Origin of the sequence: Streptomyces pratensis, from assembly GCF_016804005.1 — a bacterium.
Taxonomy (GTDB): Bacteria; Actinomycetota; Actinomycetes; order Streptomycetales; family Streptomycetaceae; genus Streptomyces; species Streptomyces pratensis_A.
On sequence record NZ_CP051486.1, the window covers coordinates 451,684 to 473,334 of the forward strand.

General features: G+C 72.0%; 23 protein-coding genes. 11 read left to right on the forward strand and 12 right to left on the reverse strand.

Annotated elements, in window-relative coordinates; genetic code table 11:
• Positions 1-71: 71 nt before the first annotated feature.
• The gene (locus tag HED23_RS02175) at positions 72-725 is read right to left on the reverse strand and encodes a response regulator (RefSeq protein WP_203181751.1); all 654 of its coding nucleotides are present in this window, start codon (positions 723-725) and stop codon (positions 72-74) included.
• A 94-nt stretch (positions 726-819) separates the two neighbouring features.
• A complete protein-coding gene (locus HED23_RS02180; protein ID WP_203187321.1) occupies positions 820-2,505 on the reverse strand; it encodes a sensor histidine kinase in 1,686 nt (561 codons plus the stop codon).
• A 505-nt stretch (positions 2,506-3,010) separates the two neighbouring features.
• On the opposite strand from HED23_RS02180, the gene HED23_RS02185 reads away from it, so the two are divergent.
• Together HED23_RS02185 and HED23_RS02190 are read left to right on the forward strand one after the other, a co-directional pair.
• Positions 3,011-3,253, forward strand: a complete 243-nt coding sequence (locus tag HED23_RS02185) for a hypothetical protein (protein WP_203181752.1) — start codon at positions 3,011-3,013, stop codon at positions 3,251-3,253.
• 16 nt (positions 3,254-3,269) lie between these two features.
• Positions 3,270-3,479 carry a hypothetical protein gene (locus HED23_RS02190; RefSeq protein WP_238441814.1) on the forward strand — a complete coding sequence of 70 codons (210 nt, stop codon included), beginning with the start codon at positions 3,270-3,272 and terminating at the stop codon, positions 3,477-3,479.
• Positions 3,480-3,503: 24 nt separating this feature from the next.
• On the opposite strand, the gene HED23_RS02195 is transcribed toward HED23_RS02190, so the two are convergent.
• Entirely contained in the window at positions 3,504-4,538 is a 1,035-nt protein-coding gene (locus HED23_RS02195) for a hypothetical protein (protein WP_203181754.1), read from the reverse strand.
• Positions 4,539-4,774: 236 nt separating this feature from the next.
• Between HED23_RS02195 and HED23_RS02200 the strand changes: the two genes are divergently transcribed.
• Positions 4,775-5,380 carry a Uma2 family endonuclease gene (locus HED23_RS02200; protein ID WP_203181755.1) on the forward strand — a complete coding sequence of 202 codons (606 nt, stop codon included), beginning with the start codon at positions 4,775-4,777 and terminating at the stop codon, positions 5,378-5,380.
• 222 nt (positions 5,381-5,602) lie between these two features.
• On the opposite strand, the gene HED23_RS02210 is transcribed toward HED23_RS02200, so the two are convergent.
• The 6 genes from HED23_RS02210 to HED23_RS02235 form a co-directional block, all read right to left on the reverse strand.
• A complete protein-coding gene (locus tag HED23_RS02210; protein ID WP_238441815.1) occupies positions 5,603-6,502 on the reverse strand; it encodes a hypothetical protein in 900 nt (299 codons plus the stop codon).
• 178 nt (positions 6,503-6,680) lie between these two features.
• Positions 6,681-7,034 carry a PRC-barrel domain-containing protein gene (locus tag HED23_RS02215; protein ID WP_203181756.1) on the reverse strand — a complete coding sequence of 118 codons (354 nt, stop codon included), beginning with the start codon at positions 7,032-7,034 and terminating at the stop codon, positions 6,681-6,683.
• A gap of 190 nt (positions 7,035-7,224) precedes the next feature.
• Complete coding sequence (locus HED23_RS02220; protein ID WP_031093367.1) at positions 7,225-7,395, reverse strand: hypothetical protein; 171 nt, start codon at positions 7,393-7,395, stop codon at positions 7,225-7,227.
• A gap of 169 nt (positions 7,396-7,564) precedes the next feature.
• On the reverse strand, positions 7,565-9,076 hold the full coding sequence (locus HED23_RS02225; protein ID WP_203181757.1) for a PTS transporter subunit EIIC: 1,512 nt from the start codon (positions 9,074-9,076) through the stop codon (positions 7,565-7,567).
• A gap of 34 nt (positions 9,077-9,110) precedes the next feature.
• Positions 9,111-10,079: an N-acetylmuramic acid 6-phosphate etherase gene (murQ, locus tag HED23_RS02230; protein WP_203181758.1), complete on the reverse strand. Its 969-nt coding sequence runs from the start codon at positions 10,077-10,079 to the stop codon at positions 9,111-9,113.
• Between the two features lie 56 nt (positions 10,080-10,135).
• Positions 10,136-11,053, reverse strand: a complete 918-nt coding sequence (locus HED23_RS02235) for a MurR/RpiR family transcriptional regulator (RefSeq protein ID WP_203181759.1) — start codon at positions 11,051-11,053, stop codon at positions 10,136-10,138.
• A 102-nt stretch (positions 11,054-11,155) separates the two neighbouring features.
• Between HED23_RS02235 and HED23_RS02240 the strand changes: the two genes are divergently transcribed.
• The 3 genes from HED23_RS02240 to HED23_RS02250 all read left to right on the forward strand — a co-directional run bounded on the left by HED23_RS02240 (position 11,156) and on the right by HED23_RS02250 (position 13,209).
• Positions 11,156-11,524: a hypothetical protein gene (locus tag HED23_RS02240; RefSeq protein WP_203181760.1), complete on the forward strand. Its 369-nt coding sequence runs from the start codon at positions 11,156-11,158 to the stop codon at positions 11,522-11,524.
• The gene (locus HED23_RS02245) at positions 11,521-11,841 is read left to right on the forward strand and encodes a DUF4031 domain-containing protein (protein WP_203181761.1); all 321 of its coding nucleotides are present in this window, start codon (positions 11,521-11,523) and stop codon (positions 11,839-11,841) included. Before HED23_RS02240 ends, HED23_RS02245 begins: the two co-directional genes overlap by 4 nt.
• 102 nt (positions 11,842-11,943) lie before the next feature.
• Complete coding sequence (locus tag HED23_RS02250) at positions 11,944-13,209, forward strand: hypothetical protein (protein ID WP_203181762.1); 1,266 nt, start codon at positions 11,944-11,946, stop codon at positions 13,207-13,209.
• Between the two features lie 58 nt (positions 13,210-13,267).
• Here the strand turns inward: HED23_RS02250 and HED23_RS02255 are convergent, their stop codons facing one another.
• From HED23_RS02255 to HED23_RS02265, 3 genes are all read right to left on the reverse strand, one after another.
• Entirely contained in the window at positions 13,268-14,533 is a 1,266-nt protein-coding gene (locus HED23_RS02255) for a Cmx/CmrA family chloramphenicol efflux MFS transporter (RefSeq protein ID WP_238442237.1), read from the reverse strand.
• 104 nt (positions 14,534-14,637) lie between these two features.
• Positions 14,638-15,342 (reverse strand): hypothetical protein, encoded by a 705-nt coding sequence (locus HED23_RS02260; RefSeq protein ID WP_238441816.1) that lies wholly within the window; start codon positions 15,340-15,342, stop codon positions 14,638-14,640.
• A gap of 314 nt (positions 15,343-15,656) precedes the next feature.
• Entirely contained in the window at positions 15,657-16,382 is a 726-nt protein-coding gene (locus tag HED23_RS02265; protein ID WP_203181763.1) for a GntR family transcriptional regulator, read from the reverse strand.
• 233 nt (positions 16,383-16,615) lie between these two features.
• Between HED23_RS02265 and HED23_RS02270 the strand changes: the two genes are divergently transcribed.
• From HED23_RS02270 to HED23_RS02290, 5 genes are all read left to right on the forward strand, one after another.
• Entirely contained in the window at positions 16,616-17,365 is a 750-nt protein-coding gene (locus HED23_RS02270) for a LamB/YcsF family protein (protein WP_203187323.1), read from the forward strand.
• Complete coding sequence (locus tag HED23_RS02275) at positions 17,362-17,997, forward strand: 5-oxoprolinase subunit B family protein (RefSeq protein ID WP_203181764.1); 636 nt, start codon at positions 17,362-17,364, stop codon at positions 17,995-17,997. The genes HED23_RS02270 and HED23_RS02275 overlap by 4 nt, the downstream gene beginning before the upstream one ends.
• The gene (locus HED23_RS02280; protein ID WP_203181765.1) at positions 17,994-18,854 is read left to right on the forward strand and encodes a biotin-dependent carboxyltransferase family protein; all 861 of its coding nucleotides are present in this window, start codon (positions 17,994-17,996) and stop codon (positions 18,852-18,854) included. Before HED23_RS02275 ends, HED23_RS02280 begins: the two co-directional genes overlap by 4 nt.
• Positions 18,855-19,295: 441 nt before the next feature.
• Complete coding sequence (locus tag HED23_RS02285) at positions 19,296-20,705, forward strand: lipase family protein (protein WP_203181766.1); 1,410 nt, start codon at positions 19,296-19,298, stop codon at positions 20,703-20,705.
• A 176-nt stretch (positions 20,706-20,881) separates the two neighbouring features.
• On the forward strand, positions 20,882-21,571 hold the full coding sequence (locus tag HED23_RS02290) for a copper homeostasis protein CutC (RefSeq protein WP_203181767.1): 690 nt from the start codon (positions 20,882-20,884) through the stop codon (positions 21,569-21,571).
• Positions 21,572-21,651: the final 80 nt, after the last annotated feature.

The window sequence follows — 21,651 nt, forward strand, 5'->3', positions numbered from 1 at the left end:
CACCCGGGCCCGCGTCACGCACCCGGGCCCGCGTCCCGCAGCCGGGCCGGTGTCACGCAGCCGGGCCCGCGTCACACACCCAGGCCGGCGTCCCGCGCCAGCAGCGCGGCCTGCACCCTGTTCTCGCACTCCAGCTTGGCGAGGATGCGGCTCACGTAAGCCTTCACCGTGGCCTCGCTCATGTGGATCCGCTGGCCGGCGTCCGCGTTGGACAAGCCCTCGCCCAGGAGGGCCAGGACCTCACGCTCACGGGCCGTCAGCTTCTCCAGCCGGCGGCGGGCGTCCTCCGCGCGCCGCGTGGTCCCGCCGGAGGCCAGCGAGTCCACGACGTGCCGCGTGGCGCCCGGCGAGAGATACGCCTCCCCGCCGGCGGCCGCCCGCACGGCCCGCATGAGCTCCGCGGGCGCCGAGTCCTTCAGCAGGAAGCCGGCACTGCCCTCGGTCAGGGCCCGCAGCACGTTGTGCCGCTCCCCGAACGTCGTCAGTATCAGCACCCGCACCTGAGGGGCTGTCCGGCGCAGCTCGGCCAGGGCGGTCAGCCCGTCCATGACCGGCATCTGGATGTCCAGCAGCGCGACGTCGATCCGCTGGGCGCGGGCGAGTTCGACGGCCTCTCGGCCGTTCGCCGCCTCCGCCACCACGTCGATGTCGTCCGCCGAGGACAGGATCATCCTGATGCCCGCCCGGATGAGCGGCTCGTCGTCCGTCACAAGAACCCTGATCACGACTCTCCTGAACGGTCCTGAGCGGTCATCTCTGCGGGCACCAGGCCATCATCCCCGACCGGCCCCGGATTCCCGCCTCCGGGCCCGTGCCGCCTCAAGTGGTCTCGAAGGACTTCTTCTCGATCAGCTCGCCGTCCTTGAAGCAGAACCGGAACACCGGCTCGGCGTCCCAGCTGCTCCCGAAGTCCGAGGAGAGCAGGGTGAGGCACGTCGCCCCGGCGGGCACCGGCGGAGCGCCGTCGCCGGGGCCTGTGTTCAGGAACGAGTCCCCCTGCGGCAGTTTCCCGCGCACCGACTTCTCGGACTGACCGATCGTCACCGCGTCGTACTGCTCGGGGTCGATCATCGCCTTGTCCGCCTCACGGACGATGAAGACTCCCGCGATGACCACTCCGATCACCAGCACGACGGCGACCAGAGCCACCGCTCCGCACCCGATGGCTATGCCGTTGCTCCTCTTGGTCCTGTTCACTGCCTTGGCCAACTCCTTAGGGAGACCGTTCCAGTCGATGACCGGATCACTGTCACCCGCGGGGCCCGCCGAGTTCTGCGCCCGAAAGTCGTTCGTCGTCGCGACGAACGTCGGCGTCGCGTCGCCGGGCGGCGGGCTCGGGAAGCCGTCACCCGACGACGTGTACGGCAGCACGCCCGCCAGCCGGAACCCGCCGTTCGCAGTGGGGCCCGCGTGCACCATGCCGCCGACGAGCCGGGCCCGCTCCTCAAGGCCGGCCAGCCCCTGGCATCCGCTCGCCACACCGCTGCTCGCCGGCGTGGGCACCGGGCCGTTGGCGACCTCCACGACCAGCGAGTCCGGCTCGTAGCGCAGGCCGATGGTGATCGAGGCCCCCGGAGCGTGCTTGTGGGCGTTGGTCAGGCCCTCCTGGACCACTCGGTACGCCGCGTGGTCGGCGGTCGGCGCGAGCGTACGCGCCTCGCCCGAGCACCGGATCTCCACGTGGGCGCCCGCCTTCCGGGACGTATCGGCCAGGTTCTCGATGCCGGCCACCCCACGGGACGGGGGCCCCGGGTCCTCGCCGCCCGCGCCGGCGCCCTGCGCCGGGCGGGGGGCGTCGGCCCCGTCCCGCAGCACGCCCACGACGTCGCGCAGTTCGTGCATCGCGGCCACCGACGCCTCACGCAGCACACCGACGGCCTCGCGCTGCTGCCCGGTCAGCTCGCGGTCCACCTCCAGCGCACCGGTGTGCACCGCGATCAGTGCGAGTTGGTGGCCGAGGCTGTCGTGCATGTCCTGTGCGATGCGCTGACGTTCCAGCATCCTGGCCTGGCCGGAGATCATCTCCCGTTCGCGCAGGAGCTGGGCGTTGTACTCGTGGAGGGTGTCGGTCAGTGTCCGGCGCTGCGACCAGTAGCGCCCCGCCAGTCCCGGCACGAGGATCGCGACCAGCATGAACATCCCGGCGATTGCCAGGAGTTCGATCGACACGTGCGGTTCCAGGGCGACGGACAGGCCGAGGGAGAGACCGTAGGCGAGGCCGAAGACCCCGCCCGCCTTGCCCAAACCGTCTATCCGCCGACCCGCCGACCAGGCGACGACGAGCAGCAGGGGCGCGAAACCGAAGAACGGCGCGGAGCCGGCCGCGGTCGCCAGCAGCGTGGAGGCGGGCAGGCCCCGGCGCAGGAGCGACAACAGCCCGGCCGCCAGCCCGATGCCGACGGCCTGCGCCGTGCTCTTGTCGTCCGCGAGACCGGCGCCCACCGCCAGAAGCGCGAGGGCCAGGCTCAGGAACGATTCGCCCACGATGCGCGGGGTCGGCCACATCCCGGGAGCGAGGAGGGCCCGCCCCGGTACGGCCGACCAGGACGCCAGACGCGTCCTCACCGTCGATGCCGGAGGAGCGGAGGTTGCGGGGGCCATGGAATCCACACGAGTCACGCGCCCACGGTAGAGACTCCCGGCAGGACGCCGCTGTAGCCATTGGTCGCTGCGCGGGACGACGAAAGTCGTTGCGCGCGCGGCGAGGTGTCGGCGTGCCGGGGAGGCCGTCGGCCGTCCGGCTCGGTTCGTACTGCCGATGAAGGAGCCGCTGACGAACAGTGGGGTGCCGGGATCCTCCTGCGAAAGGCCCGATCCTTCCCTCCGCCGGCGGAGTTCGGCGCCGAGAAGGGCCCGGGGCGAGGGCGACGGGTCGAGCTTCCTCGGTCCGGGCAGGGCGACTCCCCGTGGCACACGTGCGGGTGCCGGAACTGCGCGTCTTCCACAGCGGCGACGAATTGGCCACGCTGTGTAGGCATAACCGCTACTCAGCGTGGAAATGGGGAAGATCATGATGACGGCTACGGAACGGCGCAAAGAGGCAGCGGGCAGAGTGCGGGCCGCGGAGGACACGGTGGCCCGGCTGCGGGCCGGGCTCGCAGGGGTCGGTGTGAAGCTGCCGTCTCTGCGGATCGATCCGGTGTCGTGCGCCGGTGACGAGCCGGCGCCGCTCGTCGACCTCGGCCGGTGCTCGGTCGAGACCGCGCTGCGGCTGAGCGCACAGCTCGAAGCGAAGGCCGCTCATGACAGTTGAAGGACTGGAGCCGTGTATGCCGGAGCCCGGCACCTTCGCGGTGGACGGCAGGGACGGCAGGGTCGGCCGGGTGATGGGCCGCGTCGGGCCGTACGTACAACTGCGCCCGCCGGGCGGCGGCGCGGAGTGGGACTGCCCGCCGGAAGCCGTCCGTCCGGCCTCCCCGGGGGTCGTGCTGCGGGCGCGGGTGACGGAGATCAACAGGGAGGGGCGGTTGCCGTCCTGAGCTGTCGCGAGGTCCTCACGGCGGTCACGCCCTGGTGACCGCCGCCCGCCGCCCGCCGGTCAGGGCGAGCCGCCGCTGGAGTATCGCGAGGGTGGTGTGCGCCGGCGGGAGGGTCAGGGCGCCGGCGAGCAGCAGGGCGACGGCGATCGGGGCGAGGTTCCCGGCGACGTAGGCGGCGTAGGTGTTGTCCGGGCCCCATTCCCGGAAGAGGGAGACCGTGCCGGGGCGCAGTGGCCGGGCGAGGAACTGGAGCAGCACGTACATGCCTACGGTGAGCCCGGCCAGGGGCAGGGCGACGGCAACCGTGCGGAACCAGGCAGTGGCCCGGTCCCAGGTCAGTGACCAGGAGCGGCGTAGCGCGGCCAGGGGCGCGAGGCCCTCCGTCGCGGCCGTGGCGGGGGCCAGGGCCCAGCCGAACCGGAGGAGCAGCGTCAACGCCAGGCCCAGCAGCGGGGGGCCGTAGTGCAGCAGGACGAAAAGGTTGGGGTGCTCCCATTTCGGGACGATCGCGGTGTACTCCCTGAACGTGGTGGTGGTGAAGTACTCCTCCACCAGGATGCCGGTCACCAACGGGGCCCACACGAGCACCCCGCGCAGCACGTACACGCCCAGGACCGTACGGAAACGGCCGTGCGGGCCGCTCTCTCCCGGTTCGGCCGCGGCTCGGGCGCACGCCGTCTGTAGGGCGGTGCATCCCAGGTGCAGCAGCAGGATCAGGACCGGCAGGCAGGCGAGCAGGATGAGCCACATGGTGTTCACGAGGCTGCCGTCGGGGGCGTAGGAGTCCTCGTCGAGACGGGCCTGCACCGCACCCCGCCGTATCTCGGCGAACGCGGGCCAGGCGGCGAGGAAGCCCACGACGGTCACCAGCAGTCCGCCCAGTGCGGCCAGCCCCGCGACTCGTGCCGCCCGGCCGTACAGGCGGCCCCCGTCGCGGCGCATGACGGCAAGTGCGGTGCGTGCGACGCCGGGTCGCGGACCGGGCGCTCCACCCGCCCACCGCTCCTCGTCCCCGGCCGATCCGTGTGCACTGTCGCCACTCGCCTGGCCGCTCGTCATGTCTACCGCCTCTCACCGTCCGTGGACGCTCTGGTGATCAAAGACCGGCGTCTGGGGAGTGGGATGCCGGAGGACCGGCGTCCGGTTCCTCGGCCGGCTCCTCGATGAGCGCGGGGACACCTGCGGAGAGGTCGCTGCGGGCGTCACACGATCGTGGGACGCTGGTGGGAGCGGCGGTACGCCGCGAGGAAGTCGATCTACGCTCCCACGTACGGCCACAGGAGGAGGGACCTGCGATGACCGCCGCGATGGTCGAAAGCGATCAGGGCTCTGAAGGCCGCCCGTGGGACTACCTGCTGCGCACCTGGCAGGAACTGGACGTGCCCGAGGGGTGGCGCGCCGAGATCGACGAAGGGCAGATCGTCTTGGTACCGCCGCCTCATGCGCACCACAACGGCATCGCCGCGAAGGTGCAGCGAAGGCTCTACGTGAATCTGCCGGAGGAACTGGAGATCTACCAGACGCTCGGTGTGCACGTCGCGCCTCTCGACAAGCTGTACGTCCCGGACCTCGTGGTGATGCCGACAGAGTTGATCGCAGCCGCCGACCCGGAGACCAGTGACCCGATGGACGCTTCGGAGGCGTTGCTGATCGTCGAGATCACCTCCAAGGGGAACGCCCGGGACGACAGGACGAAGAAGTACCGCGCCTATGCGCGGGCGGGAGTCCCGATGTACCTGCTGATCGACAGGTTCGACACCCGTGGGGCGATGGCGACGCTGTTCACCGAGCCGAACGAGGACGGAACGTACAAACGTTCCGACCTCGCGCCCTTCGGTAAGCCGCTCCTGCTGGCGGACCCCTTCGACGTCACCCTGCCCACGGACGACTTCCCCGTCTGACGGCTTCCCGGACCGACGGCTTCCGGGCCTGACGACTTCCCGGTCCGACGGCTTCCCGGGCCTGACGACTTCCCAATCCGACGGCTTCCCGGTCCGACAGGCGTCCAGGGGCGTTCAGAACCAGGGGGCGGCCGCTTCGCGCAGAGCCCTGACGGACTCCGAGAGCGAGGCGGCCGACGCCAGCGCGCCGATCACGGTGAAGAACGCGTTCCGCACACGGCCCTAACCGGCTTCGTCGGCCCCGGGCAGGGAGTCCTCCACCTCGGCGAGTGCCGACTCGGCGGCCGAACCCTCGGTGTCGGGCAGCTCGGCCGGGTCCAGGGCGCGGATGCGGGCGCGGAGTTCCTCGACGGCCGCCCGCAGCCGCACGACCTCTTCCGGCTCCTCGTCCTCGGCCCGCGCGGGTGCGTGGGCGACGAACTCGGCCGTGCTGTTGTCGCCCGTCTGGACATTCCCGTGGACTGCTCCACCGATGTGCACGGAGCGGTCGAGGAGGACCGTGGTGCGGGCGTCGTACTCGCTCGTGCGGTAACCCGCGTCCCTCAGGCTGTTGCGCACCGCCGTCAGAGTCCTGGTCCTGATGCTCGTCAGGAAGCGGCTGACGTCCATCTCCTGGAAGAGCTGCTGGAACCGAGGCTCCGCCGCCAGCTCGCGGATCGAGTACGCGGGGCCGTGGTCGACCGGGCGGTCGGTCGCGCACATGCGTTCGTACCAGTGTCTGGAGCGTGCGGTCCGTGCCTTCGTGCGCGAGGGTGCCAGGAGATCGCTCAGGGAGTCGGTGACCGCGGAGAACACCGAGGTGAACGCCGGGCCGACCAGTTCGGCCCAGCCTCTGAGGTCCCTCGGGGGAAGTATGTCGTCGATGCGGTGATAGGCGCGTGCGATCGGCGGGAGCAGGAAGGCCCGCGACTCCAGGAACAGCAGCCCGCCCTGCATCTGCACGCGGCTGAAGACCGTGAGCACCACCTCGTCGCCCCAACTGCCCACCCGCACGGTCAGGTAGTGGCGCAGCCGCTCCTCGGCGAACAGGTCGAGGCTGTCTGCCCACCACGTCTCGGGGGCCTGCCCGCCCTGAGGGACGCGGAGCATCCGGGCCGCCTCGCCCGCGGCGGCGGGACCCATGGTGTGGAACGGTGTGCCGGGGCCCGTACCGCTCCAGTCCGACGAAGGCCCCAGCCGCTCAACGGGGCCGCCGTGCACCGCCAGGGACGGCGGCCACGGGCGGGGCCCGGGCACACCTGACAGCGGGGCCGGCTCCACGAGGGGAGCCGGCCCCGCCTCCGGGCGCGGTGCGTCCGGATCACATGATGCGGTAGCCGTCGTAGTAGCCGCCGACCTGGGCGTGATAGCCGGGGTCGCCCGCATGCTTGTGCTTGTCGAACTCCGGGGAGCCCTTGATCTGGTCCTTGGTCAGGTCGACGAATATCGTCCTGTGCTCGATGTCGATGCCCTTGACCGTGCCTGCCGGAATGAGGACGTCCTTCCCGAAGATCCAGACCCCGGTGTCGACGACCAGGTGGGCTGAGCCCACCTCGTCGGAGTGCTTGTCGACCTTGCCGATGCTGCCGTCCGTCGCCTCGACCGAGAATCCGGTCAGGTCGGTGCCGGCGGTGTGACCGCTCGTGGGCTTGTAACCCCACAGGTTGTCGCTCATGAATGGCTCCTTCCTCGACGGTTCATTCGGCACGGCGAATATCCTCGCAATGAAGATGATTGCCGCTCACTCATCGGCTGCCCACGCTATTCCGGTCCACACATGGAGAATTCTGTGAGCGCAGCAAGAACGCGGGTGGCTCAGGACCCGAAGGTCCTGAGCCACCCGCGTTCTTGCTGGTCGGGGTCGTCTACCAGCGGTACCACCGGCCGCGCTTGCCGCCACCGGCCGCCGGACGGACGAAGAATCCGATGAGCCAGACCACGAGTACGATCACCGCGATCCACCACAGTGCCTTGAGTGCGAAACCGGCACCGAAAAGGATCAGGGCGAGCAGAAGAACGAGAAGCAGGGGAACCATTGTTATCAACCTCCGAGACATCTGGTGCCCTGCAATCAATTGCCTACACACACGTGTTCGTGAGGAAAAGTTCGCGGCTGTCCCGTGACCGTTTCGCGATGGCCCCGCACGGCCGACGACGGCACCCCCGCACGATGCGTGCGGGGGTGCCGTCGTCGGAAGCCGGCGGTCAGACTCCGGCTGGTTCCTTCGCCGGGGTGCCGCCCGACGAGGCGGCCGGGCCGGTGGCCGCGACCGTCGAGGGGGCGGGTTCCTGGGAGACGTTGAACTCCGTCAGCAGTGCCTTGCTGAAGCCGAAGAAGTACGTGGCGACGAATCCCGCGACGTAACCGACCACCAGGCCGCCCGCGTAGATCGCGATCGTGGAGCCGAGGCCGTGGTTGCCGTCCAGGAGCGGGAACAGGGCCCAGCCGGACGGGCCGATGGCCGTGGAGCCCACGGAGTCACCGAGCTGGTTGAACAGGCCCACGAAGCCGCCGCCGAACGCGCCGCCCACACAGGCGGTGATGAACGGACGGCCCAGCGGGAGCGAGACGCCGTAGATCAGGGGTTCGCCGACGCCCAGCAGACCTGCGGGCATGGCGGACCTGATGGTCTTGCGGATCGACTCGTTCCGGGGAAGGCGGAGGTAGACCGCGGCCGCCGCGCCGACTTGGCCGGCTCCTGCCATCGCGAGGATCGGCAGGAGGACCGTGAAGCCCTGCTGCTCGATCAGCGTCGTGTGGATCGGGATCAGGGCCTGGTGCAGGCCGAGCATCACCAGGGGCAGGAAGAAGCCGCCGAGCAGGAAGCCCGCGCCCGCGCCGCCGGTGGACAGCAGCCAGTCGGCGAACGTACCGATGGCCGAGGAGACCTCGCCGGCCACGTACATCAGGCCGAAGATCGTGACGAGGCCGGAGATCAGAACCGTGAGCGTCGGGGTGACCAGGACGTCCAGCGCCTCGGGCACCCAGCGGCGGCACCACTTCTCGACGTACACGGCGAGGACCGCCGCACCGAGCGCACCGAGGACGCCGCCCTGGCCGGGGGAGAGGGTCTGGCCGAAGGCGTCGATGTTCGCGACGCCGGGGAAGACGATGATCGCCGCGACGGCTCCGCCGAGGATCGGCGTACCGCCGAACTCCTTCGCCGTGTTGTAGCCGACGAAGACCGCGATCAGAGCCATGAAGCCGGAGGCCATCGCCGCGAGGGCGGGGGTCACCGAGGTCAGCCAGCCGAGGTTCACCAGCAGGCCGTTGAGGCCGGCGATGATGCCGCAGCCGATCAGGGCGGGGATCAGCGGGACGAAGATGTTCGCGATCTTGCGCAGGAACAGCTTGAACGGGGTGGAGTTCTTCGTCTTCTGCTGCGCCTTGATGGCCGCACCCTTGTCGGCCAGCTCCTCGGCCGTGTGGACGGGCCCGGGGGTCCCGGACGCCCGGCCCTCCTCGACCAGCTGCTCGAACTCGGGGGTGACCCGGGCGACGGTGCCGGGGCCGAGGACGATCTGGTAGGTGTCGTCCTCGACCACGCCCATCACGGCGGGTACCGCCTTCAGGGCCTCGTCGTCGACGAGGGAGCGGTCGTGCAGGCCCAGCCGGAGCCGGGTCATGCAGTGGGCGATCGAGCTGACGTTCGCGGCGCCACCGACAAGCGGCAGGATCGCGGCGGCAGTGGCGCGGTTCTTGTCTTCAGTAGCCATGTGCGTGGTGCCTTGCTGTGCGGGGAGTGGTGCGTCAGGTGGTTCGGACGGCCGCGAGGGCGGCGCGGAGGTGGCCTTCGGAATCGGCCAGGAGCGTGGCGGCAGTGGGGCCGTCCACCCCACCGAGGATGGTGAGGATGGCGTTCTTCACCTCGCCGTCGGTGGCGGTCAGCGCCGCCTCGATCTCCTGGTCGGAGGCGCCGGTGGCGAGGGAGACGATCCGGCGGGAGCGGGCGCGCAGCTTCTCGTTGGAAGCGCGTACGTCGACCATGAGGTTCCCGTACGTCTTGCCCAGCCGGATCATCGTGATCGTCGAGAGCATGTTCAGGACGAGCTTCTGAGCCGTGCCCGCCTTGAGACGGGTGGAGCCGGTGAGCAGCTCGGGACCGACGACGATCTCCAGGCCGTGCTCGGCCGCCGCGGCGAGCGCGGAGTCCGCGTTGCAGGAGAGGCCGATGGTGAGCGCGCCCTCGGCGCGGGCGTGTTCGACGGCCCCGATGGCGTACGGGGTGCGGCCGGAGGCGGAGATGCCGACCACCGTGTCGTCGGCGGTGAGGCCCAGGCCGTCGAGGTCGGCGGCGGCCAGCTCCTTGCTGTCCTCGGCACCCTCGACGGCCTTCACCATGGCGGAGGGGCCGCCCGCGATCAGGCCGATGACCTCGGACGGGTCGGTGTTGAAGGTGGGCGGGCACTCGCTGGCGTCGAGCACCCCGAGACGGCCGGCGGTGCCGGCGCCCGCGTAGATCAGCCGGCCGCCACGCGCCATGCGCTCGGCGGTGGCGTCGATCGCTGCGGCGATCTGAGGCAGCTTCTCGGCCACGGCGGCGGGCACGGTGGTGTCCTCGCCGTTCATGATGCGGGCTATTTCCCGGGTCGGCAGCTGGTCGATCTCGGCGAGCTCCGGCCGGAACGCCTCCGTGGTGAGGGTGTCGAGCTGGGCACGCAGTTCGCCGTAGCCGCCGGAGTCGGTCGCGTCGGCGTTCGCGTCGGTGGTGGAGGTCATGGACGGGGCTCTGCTTTCTCGTACGGTTCGCGGGTGCGGGTGCGGGGCTGCCGGGGTCAGCGGCTGCGGGGGGTGTGACGGTGGGCGAGCGCCTCGTAGGAGGCGGCCAGTGCGGGTGCGGCCGTTTCGTAGGTCCGCTGGGCGACCCCTATGAAGAGGCAGTCGACGACGAGGAGCTGGCTCGTGCGGCTCGACATGGCGGCGGGCCGCAGCTCGCTCTCCCGGGCTGTGGACGTCGTCAGGACGTGGTCGGCGTACTGCGAGACCGGTCCGTCAGGGCGGCCGGTGATCGCGATCGTCGTCGCGCCGCGGTCGAAGGCGACCCGGAGCGGCTCGATGACGTCGCCGGTGGAGCCCGAGTGCGTGATGGCGATGGCCACGTCGCCGGAGCGGAGCTGCACCGCGTTGGTCACGGCGAGGTGCGGGTCCATGTGGGCGTGGGCTATCAGACCGATGCGGAGCAGCTTCTGCGCCAGGTCCTGGCCGACGAGGGAGGACGCGCCGACGCCGTAGATGTCGATGCGGCGCGCGGTCGCGGCGGCGGACACGGCCGCCCCGAGCTGCACGGTGTCCAGTCCGGCGGCCGTGTCGGCGAGGGTCTGCTGCTCGTCGTAGGCGAGCTTCGCCACGACGTCCGCGATGGGGTCGTCGACCGCGATGTCGGCCGTGACGGCGGGTGCCCGGCCGGACTGCTGGTGAGCGGCGAGTCCGGCGAGCGCGAGGCGCAGGTCGCGGTAGCCCGGGTAGCCGAGGAGGCGGGCCGTGCGGACGACGGTCGCCTCGCTGGTGCCGGTGAGTTCGGCGAGACCGGTGACGGTGAGGGCGGCACATCCGGCGGGGTCCCCCGCGACAGCCTCTGCGACGCGCTGCATGGAGCGGGTCATGGACGGAGCGAGGGTCCGTACCTTGGCCGCGAGAGCAGCGGGGGCGGGCGGGGAGTCCGGGTTGAAACTTTCCTTCACATCATTGGTCACATTTGAAAGATATTTTCACGGGTGAATCCCGTCAACCCCCCTTTGGTCCCTACCTCTGAAGGATCAAGCTCCCCCGTCCGGGTGACGGGGGACAATGGGGCCATGGAGTTGAACAGCCTGGAGCAGGAGCTGCACACCGCGCGTGCACTGGTGATGGCCGACCTCGTCGCGGGTGATGTGGCGGACGCCGGGATCGTCTCGATGGTCGAGGACGCGGTGGCCCACCGGCGGTGGTGGGTCGAGCAGTGGCCCGAAGGCGTGTCCTTCGTCACGGGGCTCGTGGCGCAGGACGTCCAGGACGCTCTCCTGGAACAGCACGGGCGCTGGCCGCTGTGCCCGGTGTGCACGGAGGAGGGGCCGCACGCACTGGACGTCGAGCCGGAGCTCGGCCCCGATCCGCACTGGGTCTGCACGAAGGCGACCGTTTCCGTCGCACCGGTGGGATCGCTGGCCGAGGTGCTCGGCCGGTGACCGTCTACATCGACCCGCCGACCTGGCCGGGGCACGGCCGCATGTGGTCGCACCTCGTCAGCGACGAGTCGTTCGCGGAACTGCACGCCTTCGCCGCCGCGATCGGCTGCCCGCCCCGCGCCTTCGAGCGCGACCACTACGACATCCCCGAGGCGCGCTACGCGGACGCGGTGCGCGCCGGGGCGCGCGAGGTCGGCTCGAAGGAGATCGTGCGCCGGCTCACCGACGCGGGACTGCGGCGCCCGAAGGGGCGGCCCGCTCCCCGGCCTGCTCCAGGGTCTGCTCCCCGGCCTGCTCCGGGACCCGCCCCACGCTGACGGCCGTCGGTGCGATCCGGAGAAAGGGGCGCAGCGGTGCAACGTGGAGGGTGACCCGCCGCACTTACCGGGTGAGACCCAGAACCCGGAAGGAACCACCGCATGCCCGAGCCCACCCGCCGGTCGCTTCTCCGCTCCACCGCCGCCCTGGCGGCCATGTCCGCCGTCCTGCTCACACCCCTGCCCGCGACGGCGCAGGGAGGAAGCCCCGGCACCGCACCCACCTGGTCGGCCCAGCAGCTGCCGTTCACCGACGCCAACCTCGTCGGGGCCGTGAGCGTGGGGCAGGGGCGCACCTGGGCCGCTGGATTCACCGTCCGCAAGGAGGGCAAGGCGACCCGCTTCACCCCGGTGGTCGCGGAGCGCGGAAGAGCCGGCGAGGAGTGGACCCCCGTCGAGGCGGCCACGGAAGCAGCCTCCACCGTGAACAGCCGGGTCAACGCGATCGACGCCGGAGGCCCCGGCGACGTGTGGCTGGTGGGGGACGACACGTCCGTCCTCGACGGACGGATCTACACCCAGCACTACGACGGCACCCGGTGGAACGTCATCCCGGCGGGCCCGCCGGAGAAGGCTGAAGCCGCGTCGCTGCTGGACGTGGACACCGGGTCCGACGGCACCTGGGCCGTGGGCTTCGCGCAGATCGAGGTGTCGCGCACCTGGAACGAGGAGAAGGGCGGCTGGATCACCGAGTCGAGGCACGCGGGGATCGCCAGGCACTTCGACGGGACCGCGTGGCGTGACATGCCGCTGCCCGAGCTGCCGGGCGACTACTGGTACCTGAACGCCGTGCAGGCGGTGTCCGCCGAAGACGTCTGGGCCGCCGGATACGACGGCGAAAGCGGTGGTCCGCTCCTCATGCACTACGACGGCACGTCCTGGAGCAAGGCCACCGCTCCCGGCGTGACGGACCGGCCCGGACACGCGCACGGACTCTCCGTCACACCGGGGGGCGGGGTCTGGCTGGTGGGCGAGGACTGGTCCCCGGCCGACGGAACGACCCGGGCCCTCGTGGCGCGCCACGACGGCAGGAAGTGGCGCAGGGCGGCGGTCCCGGACGTCAACGCGCGGCTCTACGGCGTGGCCCCGGTCCCGGGGCACGGCATCGTCGTCGTCGGTCAGACGCTGGGCGAGCGGCGCGAGGCGATCGCCTGGCAGCGGGACCCGGCGGCCTCCGGGAGCGTGAACGGTACCGCCGGGGACCGGTGGACGATGCTGGGGCTGCCGCAGCCCGCGGGAACGGAACTCTCGGAGAACACGGCGCGGACCGTGGTCGGCGACCGGAGCGGACTCACCGTTCTCGGCACGTCGGCCGCCCTCGGTTCAGAACCCCAGCCGTTCGCGGCTGTCCGCAGAAGCGGGCGATGAGCCGGGAGGTGTGAGCCCGCGGATGTGAGCCGCGAGCCCGCGCACGGTGGCGTCCTGCTCAGGCCCTTTCGGGGGTACAGGCCGGGTCGAGGGGTGACGCCACCGCTTCGGGGTCTTTCCCGGCCGGGCCGGTCGCCGCGGCGTGCGCCGGTGCTCCCGCGACCCGGCGGGACGGCGTGCCGTCGCCGCGCAGCCGCATCGAGACCGTCACGGCGACCAGGCCGAGCACCAGCATCGCGGCGCCCGCCCAGGCCGTGGCCCGGAAGCCGAAGTCCGCGTCGATCACCGTGCCGCCCAGCCACGGGCCACTCGTGTTGCCCAGGTTGAACGCGGCCGTGGTCGTCGCGCCCGCCAGGGTCGGGGCCACACCCGCGACGTTGAACATCCGGGCGTTGAGCGCCGGGGCCGTGTAGAACGCGGACAGCCCCAGCAGGAACGCCAGGACGACGACGGCGACCTGGTTCGACGCGAACAGGGCCAGCGCAACCAGGAAGACCGTCGACGCACTGATGCCGCTCAGCAGTACGCCGAAGAGGTGCGCGTCTGCGACCCGGCCGCCGATGGTCGTACCGATCAGCGCGCCGACGCCGAACAGCCCGAGCACCCAGGGCACCCAGCTCGAACTCAGCCCCGCCACGTCCGTCAGCAGCGGCGCGAGATAGCTGAAGGCGCAGAACACGCCGCCCGCCGCGAGGGCGGTGATCACGATGGACAGCCACACCTGACGGTCCCGGTAGATCGCGACCTCCCGCCTGAGCTGCGGCTTCTCGTCCGGCACGGGAATGCGGGGGATGCGCGTGACGACACCGACCAGTGCCACGGCGGACGCAGCGCCCACCGCCCAGAACGCGGAACGCCAGCCGAAGCTCTCGCCGAGGAACGCGCCCAGGGGCACACCCAGCACGTTCGCGATCGACAGCCCGCCGATCATCACGGCCATCGCCCTGGCCCGCGAGTTCACCGGCACCATCGCGATGGCCACCGCGGCGCCCACCGCCCAGAAGCCTGCGCACGCCAGCGCGCTCACCACCCGGGAGACGAACAGCACCTCGTACGTCGGTGCCAGCGCTCCCGCGATCTGGCCCAGCCCGAAGACGGTGATGAGCGCTATGAGAGTCGTGCGGCGGGGCAGTCGCAGCGTGGCGACGGCGAGCAGCGGGGCGCCCACCACCATGCCGATCGCGAAGGCGGATATGAGGAGTCCGGCCTGCGGGATCGACACGTCCATGTCTTCGGCGATGGGCGGCAACAGCCCGGACAGCATGAACTCACTGGTACCGAGGGCGAAGACCGAGAGGCCGAGGATGTAGACGGCCATGGGCATACGGGGACGGCTGGAAACAGAGTCGGGCATGACAGTGGCCAACCATGCTTTCGTCCCTGTCATTCCCCTGTCTCAAGGGGTGGGCCGCCGCGGAGGTGAGCGGCTCAGCGGGTGAGCAGCTCCAGCTCCGTCGTCAGGTTCTGCCGGGCCCTCGGTTCCCACTCCTCCACCCCGTGAGGCGTGCGGAACAGCCGGGGCAGCTCCAGCAGCTGCCGCAGGACGGCGGCCCGCCCCTCGCGGAACGCCTCGTCCGGTACGAAGCCGTACTCCTCGCGCACCTGTGCCGCGTACTCCGCGTACTCCTTGGGTGCCGCCGCCAGGATCGCGAGATCCGCGTCGCAGAGCACCTCTCCGTTGGTGTCGCCGTCCGCCGGGTCGTGTGTGACGGTGAGCCGGACCAGCCGGGCGACCTCGGCTGTGGCCGCGCCGGGGACACCGGCCTCGGGGAGGGCGCGTTCGGCGAGGGCGGCGCTGCGCTCCTCGTTCTCCGAGCGGTCCGGGCGGTAGACCGCGTCGTGGAACCAGGCGGCGAGGCGCACCAGGTCCGGGTCCGAGGCGTGACCGGCCAGGATGTCGACGCGGGCCAGGACCTGGGCCAGGTGTGCGGTGGTGTGGTAGCGCCGCTGGGGTTCGGCCCAGCGCGCGAGGAGGGCGTCGGCGTACGGGTCCGGGTCGGGGCCGGGCCCGCCGCGTGCGGCGAGCAGGGTCTCGCGCCAGCGGCCGTGGAGTGCGCCGCCTGTGTGCGGGCTCTCGGAGGTGCCGCTTCCGGAGGTGGCGCTGTCGGATGTGCCGGGGGCGCTGTCGCTCATACGCCGAGGGTAGGACGTGCGCCCCGCGCGCACGGCATCCGAGGATCACCACGAGCACGCCGAGGAGAACGATCACGCGTCGGCCTTCTTCCGCGCAGGCACGTGACGGTGCGCGGTCCTGGTCGGACGGGGGTTGGTACGCGAGACCGCAGGGTCTTGTTCAACAATTCCATAAGAGTGTGAGCTGCATCGATCGGAATCGACGGAGCGTCAGGGTGAGGGGCTGCGTCCTGTTCTTGTATGTCCGCGTCGGATGCGGAATGCGTGTGCTTCGAGGGTGAGGGAGGCGGGTGTGCATCGTGGAACGAGCCCGGTCACCGCTCGGTGAGTCGTTGCGCGTAGGCCTCCGCCAGCTGGCGCCGGGAGTCCTCCAGGTAGAAGGCGAGCATCCGCTCGGCGCCGGCCGCGTCCCCCTTGGCCAGTTTGTCCGTGATCTCGCGGTTGCGGGTGAGATAGGGCTCGTGGAAGCGGCGGGGGTCGGCCATCACGTGGAAGGCCAGACGCAGTTCGGCGAGGACGTTGCGCATCAGTTCGTCGGTGCGGGGGCTGTCCGCCAGGCCGGCCAGCGCCTGGTGGAAACGGATGTTGGCGGTGGAGCAGGCGGGCCAGTCGTCGTGGAGTGCGGCTTGCTCGCCCGTCGACACCGCGGCTTCGACGGCCGTCAGGTCGAACGGGGGCTCTCCCAGGGTGCGCAGGGCCGCGCACTCGACGAGGAGCCGCACCCGGTAGATGTCGACCAGGTCGTCCACGGCCAGGATGCGGACGAAGACGCCCCGGTTGAGGCGGTGCTCCAGGAGGCGCTCGTGCGACAGCAGGCGGAACGCCTCCCGCAGGGTGTTGCGGGACACGGCCAGGGCGCCGCTGATGCTCTCCTCGGACAGGCGGCTGCCCGGCGGGAAGTAGCCCTCGGTGATCCGGTCCCGCAGGACGGCGGCGACCCGCTCGGCCGTGCCGGACCGCTCCAGGGAGGTGCTGTGCGCCGCCAGTTCCGAGAGATCCGGCGTGCCGCCGGCCCTTCCGCCGTTCGTCGTCCCCGCCATGCCCCGTCCCCTGCCTGTCGCGCGTGTGGCGCCTGTCGTACGGTCGTGCCTGCCGCGCCCGCCGCGACTGCCGCCCCGGAGGTCAGGGTGTGCCTGGCATCCCGTCAGCTGTGCGCGGTGCGCAGTGCTCAGTGAACCGTACGAGTGTCTCAGGCGGCGGGCGGGCTCTTGTCAGATTGTTGAACGATCGCTAGCGTGCGCTCGTGACGGATCTGACGAGTGCGACGCGGCCGATGGACCTCAACGCGGACCTGGGCGAAGGGTTCGGGCGCTGGACCCTCACCGAGGACGAGGCCCTGCTGACCTGTGTCACCAGCGCCAATGTGGCCTGCGGCTTCCACGCGGGTGACGCCTCCGTGATGCGGCGGGTCTGCGAAACGGCGGCGGAGCGGGGCGTACGCATCGGGGCGCAGGTCTCCTACCGCGACCTCGCGGGATTCGGGCGGCGCGCCATGGACGTGCCGTCGGCCGAGCTGACCGCCGAGATCGCCTACCAGATCGGTGCCCTGCGGGTCTTCGCGGAGGCGGCCGGCTCCACGGTCTCGTACGTGAAGCCGCACGGCGCCCTCTACAACCGCGTCGTCCGCGACGAGGAGCAGGCCGCCGCCGTCGTCGAGGGCGTGCTGCTGGCCGGTGGCCGTCCTGCGGTCCTCGGGCTGCCCGGTTCGCGGCTGCTCGCGTACGCGGAGGCGGCGGGCCTGACCGCCGTCGAGGAGGCCTTCGCCGACCGCGCCTACACCCCGCAGGGCACGCTCGTGCCCCGGGGCGAGCCGGGAGCGGTGGTGCACGACGCGGACGAGGTCGTGCGCCGAAGCGTCGGCATGGCGGTGGACGGCGCCGTGACCGGGGTGGACGGGAGCCGGATAGCCGTCGCCGCCCGCTCGCTCTGCGTCCACGGCGACACTCCGGGCGCCGCGGCGCTCGCCCTGCGCGTCCGGACGGCGCTGGAGGAAGCCGGCGTCCGGGTGCGGGCGTTCGCGTGAGCGGCATCCGGGTCCTGGAGGCCGGACCCCGCGCCCTCCTCGTGGAGCTGGCCTCAGGCGTCGACACGGAGGCCTTCCACGCGGAGCTGCTCCGCCGCCGCGCCGCCGGTGAGCTCCCCGGCGTACGCGAGATCGTCCCCGGCGCCCGGACGGTCCTGCTGGACGGCGTGGAGGACCGCACGCTCGCCGGGCGGTTGCGGACCTGGACCGTGCCGCCGCTGAGCCGGGGAGCGGGCGAGGCCGTCGAGATACCCGTCGTCTACGACGGCCCGGACCTCGCCGATGTGGCCGAGGCGTGGGGCGTCGCCGTCGACGAGGTGCCCCGTATCCACGCCCGTACGGAATTCCGGGTCGCCTTCTGCGGTTTCGCGCCCGGCTTCGGCTACCTCACGGGCCTTCCGGGGCACCTGAGCGTTCCGCGCCGGGCCACACCCCGGACCCGGGTGCCGGCCGGGGCGCTGGCCCTCGCCGGCCCCTACACCGGGGTCTACCCGCGCCCCTCGCCCGGCGGCTGGCAGCTCATCGGCCGGATGCCGGAGCCGGAGGCGCTCTGGGACCCGGATCGCGAACCGGCGGCGCTGCTCGGCCCCGGGGCGCGCGTGCGCTTCGTGGCGGCGGGGGCGGGCGGATGAGCGGGGGGCTCGAAGTCGTCAGGGCGGGTGCCCTGACCACGGTGCAGGACGAGGGCCGTTCCGGCTGGGCACACCTCGGTGTGCCCAGGGCCGGGGCGCTGGACGGGCCCGCCCGGCGGCTGGCGAACCGGCTCGTCGGCAACGCCCCGGACGCGGCGGTGCTGGAGACCACGCTCACCGGGTGCGCCGTCCGGGTGACCGGCGCCCGGCCGGTGCTCGCCGTCGTCGGCGGAGCCGGGTGCCGGGTCACCGTCGACGGCCGCCCGGTCGCATGGGGCGCGCCCGTCCGTGTTCCCGTGGGCGCGGTGCTGGAGGCCGGGCCCGCGGTGCACGGGGTGCGCGGCTACCTGGCGTTCGCGGGCGGCCTGGTGCCCGAGCCGGTGCTCGGCAGCAGATCCGCCGACCTGCTCTCGGGGCTCGGCCCGCCGGTCCTGCGCGAGGGCGACGTCCTGCCGCTGGGCCGGCCGGGCGGCGCACCGTGCACCGACACCGTGCCGTGGCCGGGCGCTCCCGCCGAACTGGTGATGCCCCTGCACGCGGGCCCGCGCGACGACTGGTTCACGGACGCGGCCCTGCGCACGCTCACCACCGCGGTGTACCGGGTCTCCGAGCGGAGCAACCGCATCGGGCTGCGCACGGAGGGCCCCGCCCTGCGGCGCGCACGGGAGAGCGAACTGCCCAGCGAGGGCATGGTGCTGGGAGCCGTCCAGGTGCCGCCGGACGGGATGCCGGTGGTGTTCCTCAACGACCATCCGACGACGGGGGGTTACCCGGTCGTGGGTGTGGTCGCCGAGGCCGCGCTGGCGGGGGCGGCGCAGGCGGTCCCCGGGACGCCGGTGCGGTTCGTAAGGGCGTGACGGAACCCGGTCGCGGGCATCGGCCGGCAGGAGTCGAGGGCATCGGCGCGAAGGAGTCGAGGGCGTCGGCCGGCGGTAGATGACCGGACCCGCCTCCCCCTGGGGGCGCCCATGAGCGCAGAAGCCGGTCGGCGACCGCCCTGCCGGGCCTCGGAACACGGCAGTACGCCGACGGCCCGGATGCGGAGGAGCGCGGCGGGCCCGACGCCTCGGCCGTCCGGCGTTCCCCGGAGGAGCCCGAGGGCTCTCGCCGCGCTGTTCGAAACGGTCCCGCCAGGACCCCTCGTCCGGCTCAGGACCGGGCGGCCGAGGGTCACCCCCAGTGCAGGGCGGGGCGGCCCCGGTACGTTACCGAAGCGTAACTTACCGGCGAGTTACCTAAGGTAACGCCTGGGTGCTAGCTTGCGCTCACCTTCATCGGAGCAGAGCGAGGAGTGAGCCGTGAGTACGCGCAGGACCACCCGTTCGAGCTCGGCCGCGAGCACCCCCCACCTCCTGGACCCCCGTCGACCGGGACGCCGTGCGGGGCGCCTGCTCGCCGCGTCGGTGGCCGTCGCCGCCTGTCTGGGGGCGACGGCCGTGCCCGCCTCCGCCACCGGATCCGCAGGATCGGAGCCGGTGGTCTCCCGGGGCGTGACCATCCCCGCCTTCTACGATCCGCCGGCGGAGCTGCCCGCCGCCGACGGGTCCCTCGTCCGTACGGAGCCGCTGCCCCTCGGCATCAGTCTCCCCGGTCTGGACGGCCGCCGGCTGCCCGGCACCGCGACTCGGCTGATGTACAAGTCCACCGACGCGGGCGGCGGGCCCGTCGCCGTCACCGGCGCCTACATCGAACCGTCCGCCGCGTGGAAGGGCGCCGGCCCCCGCCCCCTGGTGGCACTGGCCTCGGGAACGATGGGCCAGGGCGACCAGTGCGCCCCCTCGCTGTCGCTCCAGCACCCGCTGACCATCGGCGAGGGCACGGTGTCCATCGGCTACGACAACCTCGCCGTCTACCGCTTCCTCGCCGCCGGTGCGGCCGTCGTCGTCACCGACTACGTGGGCCTCGGCGCCACCGACCGGCTCCACACCTACGTCGACCGGGTCGACGAGGGCCACGCACTCCTGGACGCGGCCCGTGCGGCGCGTTCCGTCGCGGGCACGTCTCTCACCCCCGAATCGCGGGTCGGCCTCTACGGGTACAGCCAGGGTGGTGGCGCCAGCGCCTCCGCCGCCGAACTGCAGCCCTCGTACGCCCCCGACGTCAATCTGGCGGGCACCTACGCCGGAGCCCCGCCCGCAGACCTCACCGAGGTCATGAAGGGAATCGACGGAAGCGCACTGGCCGGTGCGCTGGGCTGGTCGATCAACGGCTTCGCCCAGTCCGACCCGTCCCTGAGGGCGGTGGTCGACGCCAACACGAACGCCGTCGGCAAGGCCGCGCTGAAGGACACCTCGACGATGTGCGTGGGTGACGCGATCCTCGGCCACGGCTTCACGAACAGCAAGAAGTGGACCGCGAACGGCAAGCCTCTCGCCGACATCATCGCGGCCGAGCCGAAGCTGCGGGCGGTCCTCGCCCAGCAGCGCATCGGCAATCTGAGGCCGGCCGCCCCGGTGCGCCTGGCGACCGGTGTCCACGACGACATCGTCGGGCACGAGCAGGCGAGGCAGCTCGCGGTGGACTGGTGCCGCAAGGGTGCGAACGTGACGTACGAGGCGGTCCTGCTGCCCAACCTCGGGGACAAGATCCTCACCAACCACCTGGCGCCCTACCTCGCCGACCAGGGCAGTGCCATCTCCTGGATGACCGACCGCCTCTCGGGCAGGAAGATGGCGTCCAACTGCTGGTCGATGCCCCTCCAGCCCTGACGTACCCACCCCGTGCCCGCGAGGCCGCGGCGGCGTCCGTTCCGCGGACGCCGCCGCGGCCTCGCGTATTTCCACGCACGCTTGCGCATGGGGAGCTGCGCGCCGGGTGGCTGACCCGTAGTCTGGTTATTGGACTAGACCTGTAGTCGACAGTCGCTCCGAAGGAATGGAACACCATGAGCAACCGTGCAGTCCTGGAGGTGATCGCTCTCGACGCGGAGGACGCGGTCGCGGCGCAGGCGGGCGGTGCGGACCGCCTCGAACTGGTCACCGACATGGCGGCCGACGGCCTGACCCCGTCGGTGAAGACCTTCGCGGAGATCAGGGCCGCCGTCGGCATCCCGCTGCGGGTCATGCTCAGGCTCGCGGACGGGTTCGCCGCCGGGGACATCGGTGTCCTCGTGGAGAGGACCCACGAGATGCGCGCCGAGGGGGCGGAGGAATTCGTCCTGGGCTTCCTCGACCAGGACGGCCACGTCGACCTCGTGGCCGTCGAGCGGCTCGTCGCCGAGCTGAACGGCTGCCCGTGGACCTTCCACCGCGCCATCGACCGCGCGGCGGACCGAGACGTACTGCGCAAGCACCTCGCAGACCTGCCGGGTCTCGACACCTACCTCACGGCGGGCTCACCGAGCGGTGTCGACGCGGGTATGGAGACGCTGCTCGCCGAGGCGGGGCGCTCGGACCTGCCCGGCTACGAACCGCAGATCATGGTCGGCGGCGGCCTGCGCCTGGACCACCTGCCGTGCCTGCGCACCGCGGGCATCGAGGCGTTCCACATCGGAGGGGCGGCGCGCCCGGGCGGCTGGAGCGGCCCGGTGGACGCGGCAGCGGTACGGGAGTGGCGCGAGGCGCTCGACGGCTGACGGCGCCCGGGGCCTTCCGCGCCGCCTCGGCCTTCGGCAGGGGCACGGCGTCGGCGCCCCGGTCGGGGAGGCCCTGCGGC

Excerpts from the sequence above, each read along its gene's own strand:
- HED23_RS02180 (WP_203187321.1), bottom strand. The coding sequence starts at position 2,505 with ATGTGGCCGACCCCGCGCATCGTGGGCGAATCGTTCCTGAGCCTGGCC.
- HED23_RS02185 (WP_203181752.1), top strand. The coding sequence starts at position 3,011 with ATGATGACGGCTACGGAACGGCGCAAAGAGGCAGCGGGCAGAGTGCGG.
- HED23_RS02190 (WP_238441814.1), top strand. The coding sequence starts at position 3,270 with ATGCCGGAGCCCGGCACCTTCGCGGTGGACGGCAGGGACGGCAGGGTC.
- HED23_RS02195 (WP_203181754.1), bottom strand. The coding sequence starts at position 4,538 with ATGACGAGCGGCCAGGCGAGTGGCGACAGTGCACACGGATCGGCCGGG.
- HED23_RS02200 (WP_203181755.1), top strand. The coding sequence starts at position 4,775 with ATGACCGCCGCGATGGTCGAAAGCGATCAGGGCTCTGAAGGCCGCCCG.
- HED23_RS02210 (WP_238441815.1), bottom strand. The coding sequence starts at position 6,502 with ATGGGTCCCGCCGCCGCGGGCGAGGCGGCCCGGATGCTCCGCGTCCCT.
- HED23_RS02215 (WP_203181756.1), bottom strand. The coding sequence starts at position 7,034 with ATGAGCGACAACCTGTGGGGTTACAAGCCCACGAGCGGTCACACCGCC.
- HED23_RS02220 (WP_031093367.1), bottom strand. The coding sequence starts at position 7,395 with ATGGTTCCCCTGCTTCTCGTTCTTCTGCTCGCCCTGATCCTTTTCGGT.
- HED23_RS02225 (WP_203181757.1), bottom strand. The coding sequence starts at position 9,076 with ATGGCTACTGAAGACAAGAACCGCGCCACTGCCGCCGCGATCCTGCCG.
- murQ (WP_203181758.1), bottom strand. The coding sequence starts at position 10,079 with ATGACCTCCACCACCGACGCGAACGCCGACGCGACCGACTCCGGCGGC.
- HED23_RS02240 (WP_203181760.1), top strand. The coding sequence starts at position 11,156 with ATGGAGTTGAACAGCCTGGAGCAGGAGCTGCACACCGCGCGTGCACTG.
- HED23_RS02250 (WP_203181762.1), top strand. The coding sequence starts at position 11,944 with ATGCCCGAGCCCACCCGCCGGTCGCTTCTCCGCTCCACCGCCGCCCTG.
- HED23_RS02255 (WP_238442237.1), bottom strand. The coding sequence starts at position 14,533 with ATGCCCATGGCCGTCTACATCCTCGGCCTCTCGGTCTTCGCCCTCGGT.
- HED23_RS02260 (WP_238441816.1), bottom strand. The coding sequence starts at position 15,342 with ATGAGCGACAGCGCCCCCGGCACATCCGACAGCGCCACCTCCGGAAGC.
- HED23_RS02265 (WP_203181763.1), bottom strand. The coding sequence starts at position 16,382 with ATGGCGGGGACGACGAACGGCGGAAGGGCCGGCGGCACGCCGGATCTC.
- HED23_RS02270 (WP_203187323.1), top strand. The coding sequence starts at position 16,616 with ATGGACCTCAACGCGGACCTGGGCGAAGGGTTCGGGCGCTGGACCCTC.
- HED23_RS02280 (WP_203181765.1), top strand. The coding sequence starts at position 17,994 with ATGAGCGGGGGGCTCGAAGTCGTCAGGGCGGGTGCCCTGACCACGGTG.
- HED23_RS02290 (WP_203181767.1), top strand. The coding sequence starts at position 20,882 with ATGAGCAACCGTGCAGTCCTGGAGGTGATCGCTCTCGACGCGGAGGAC.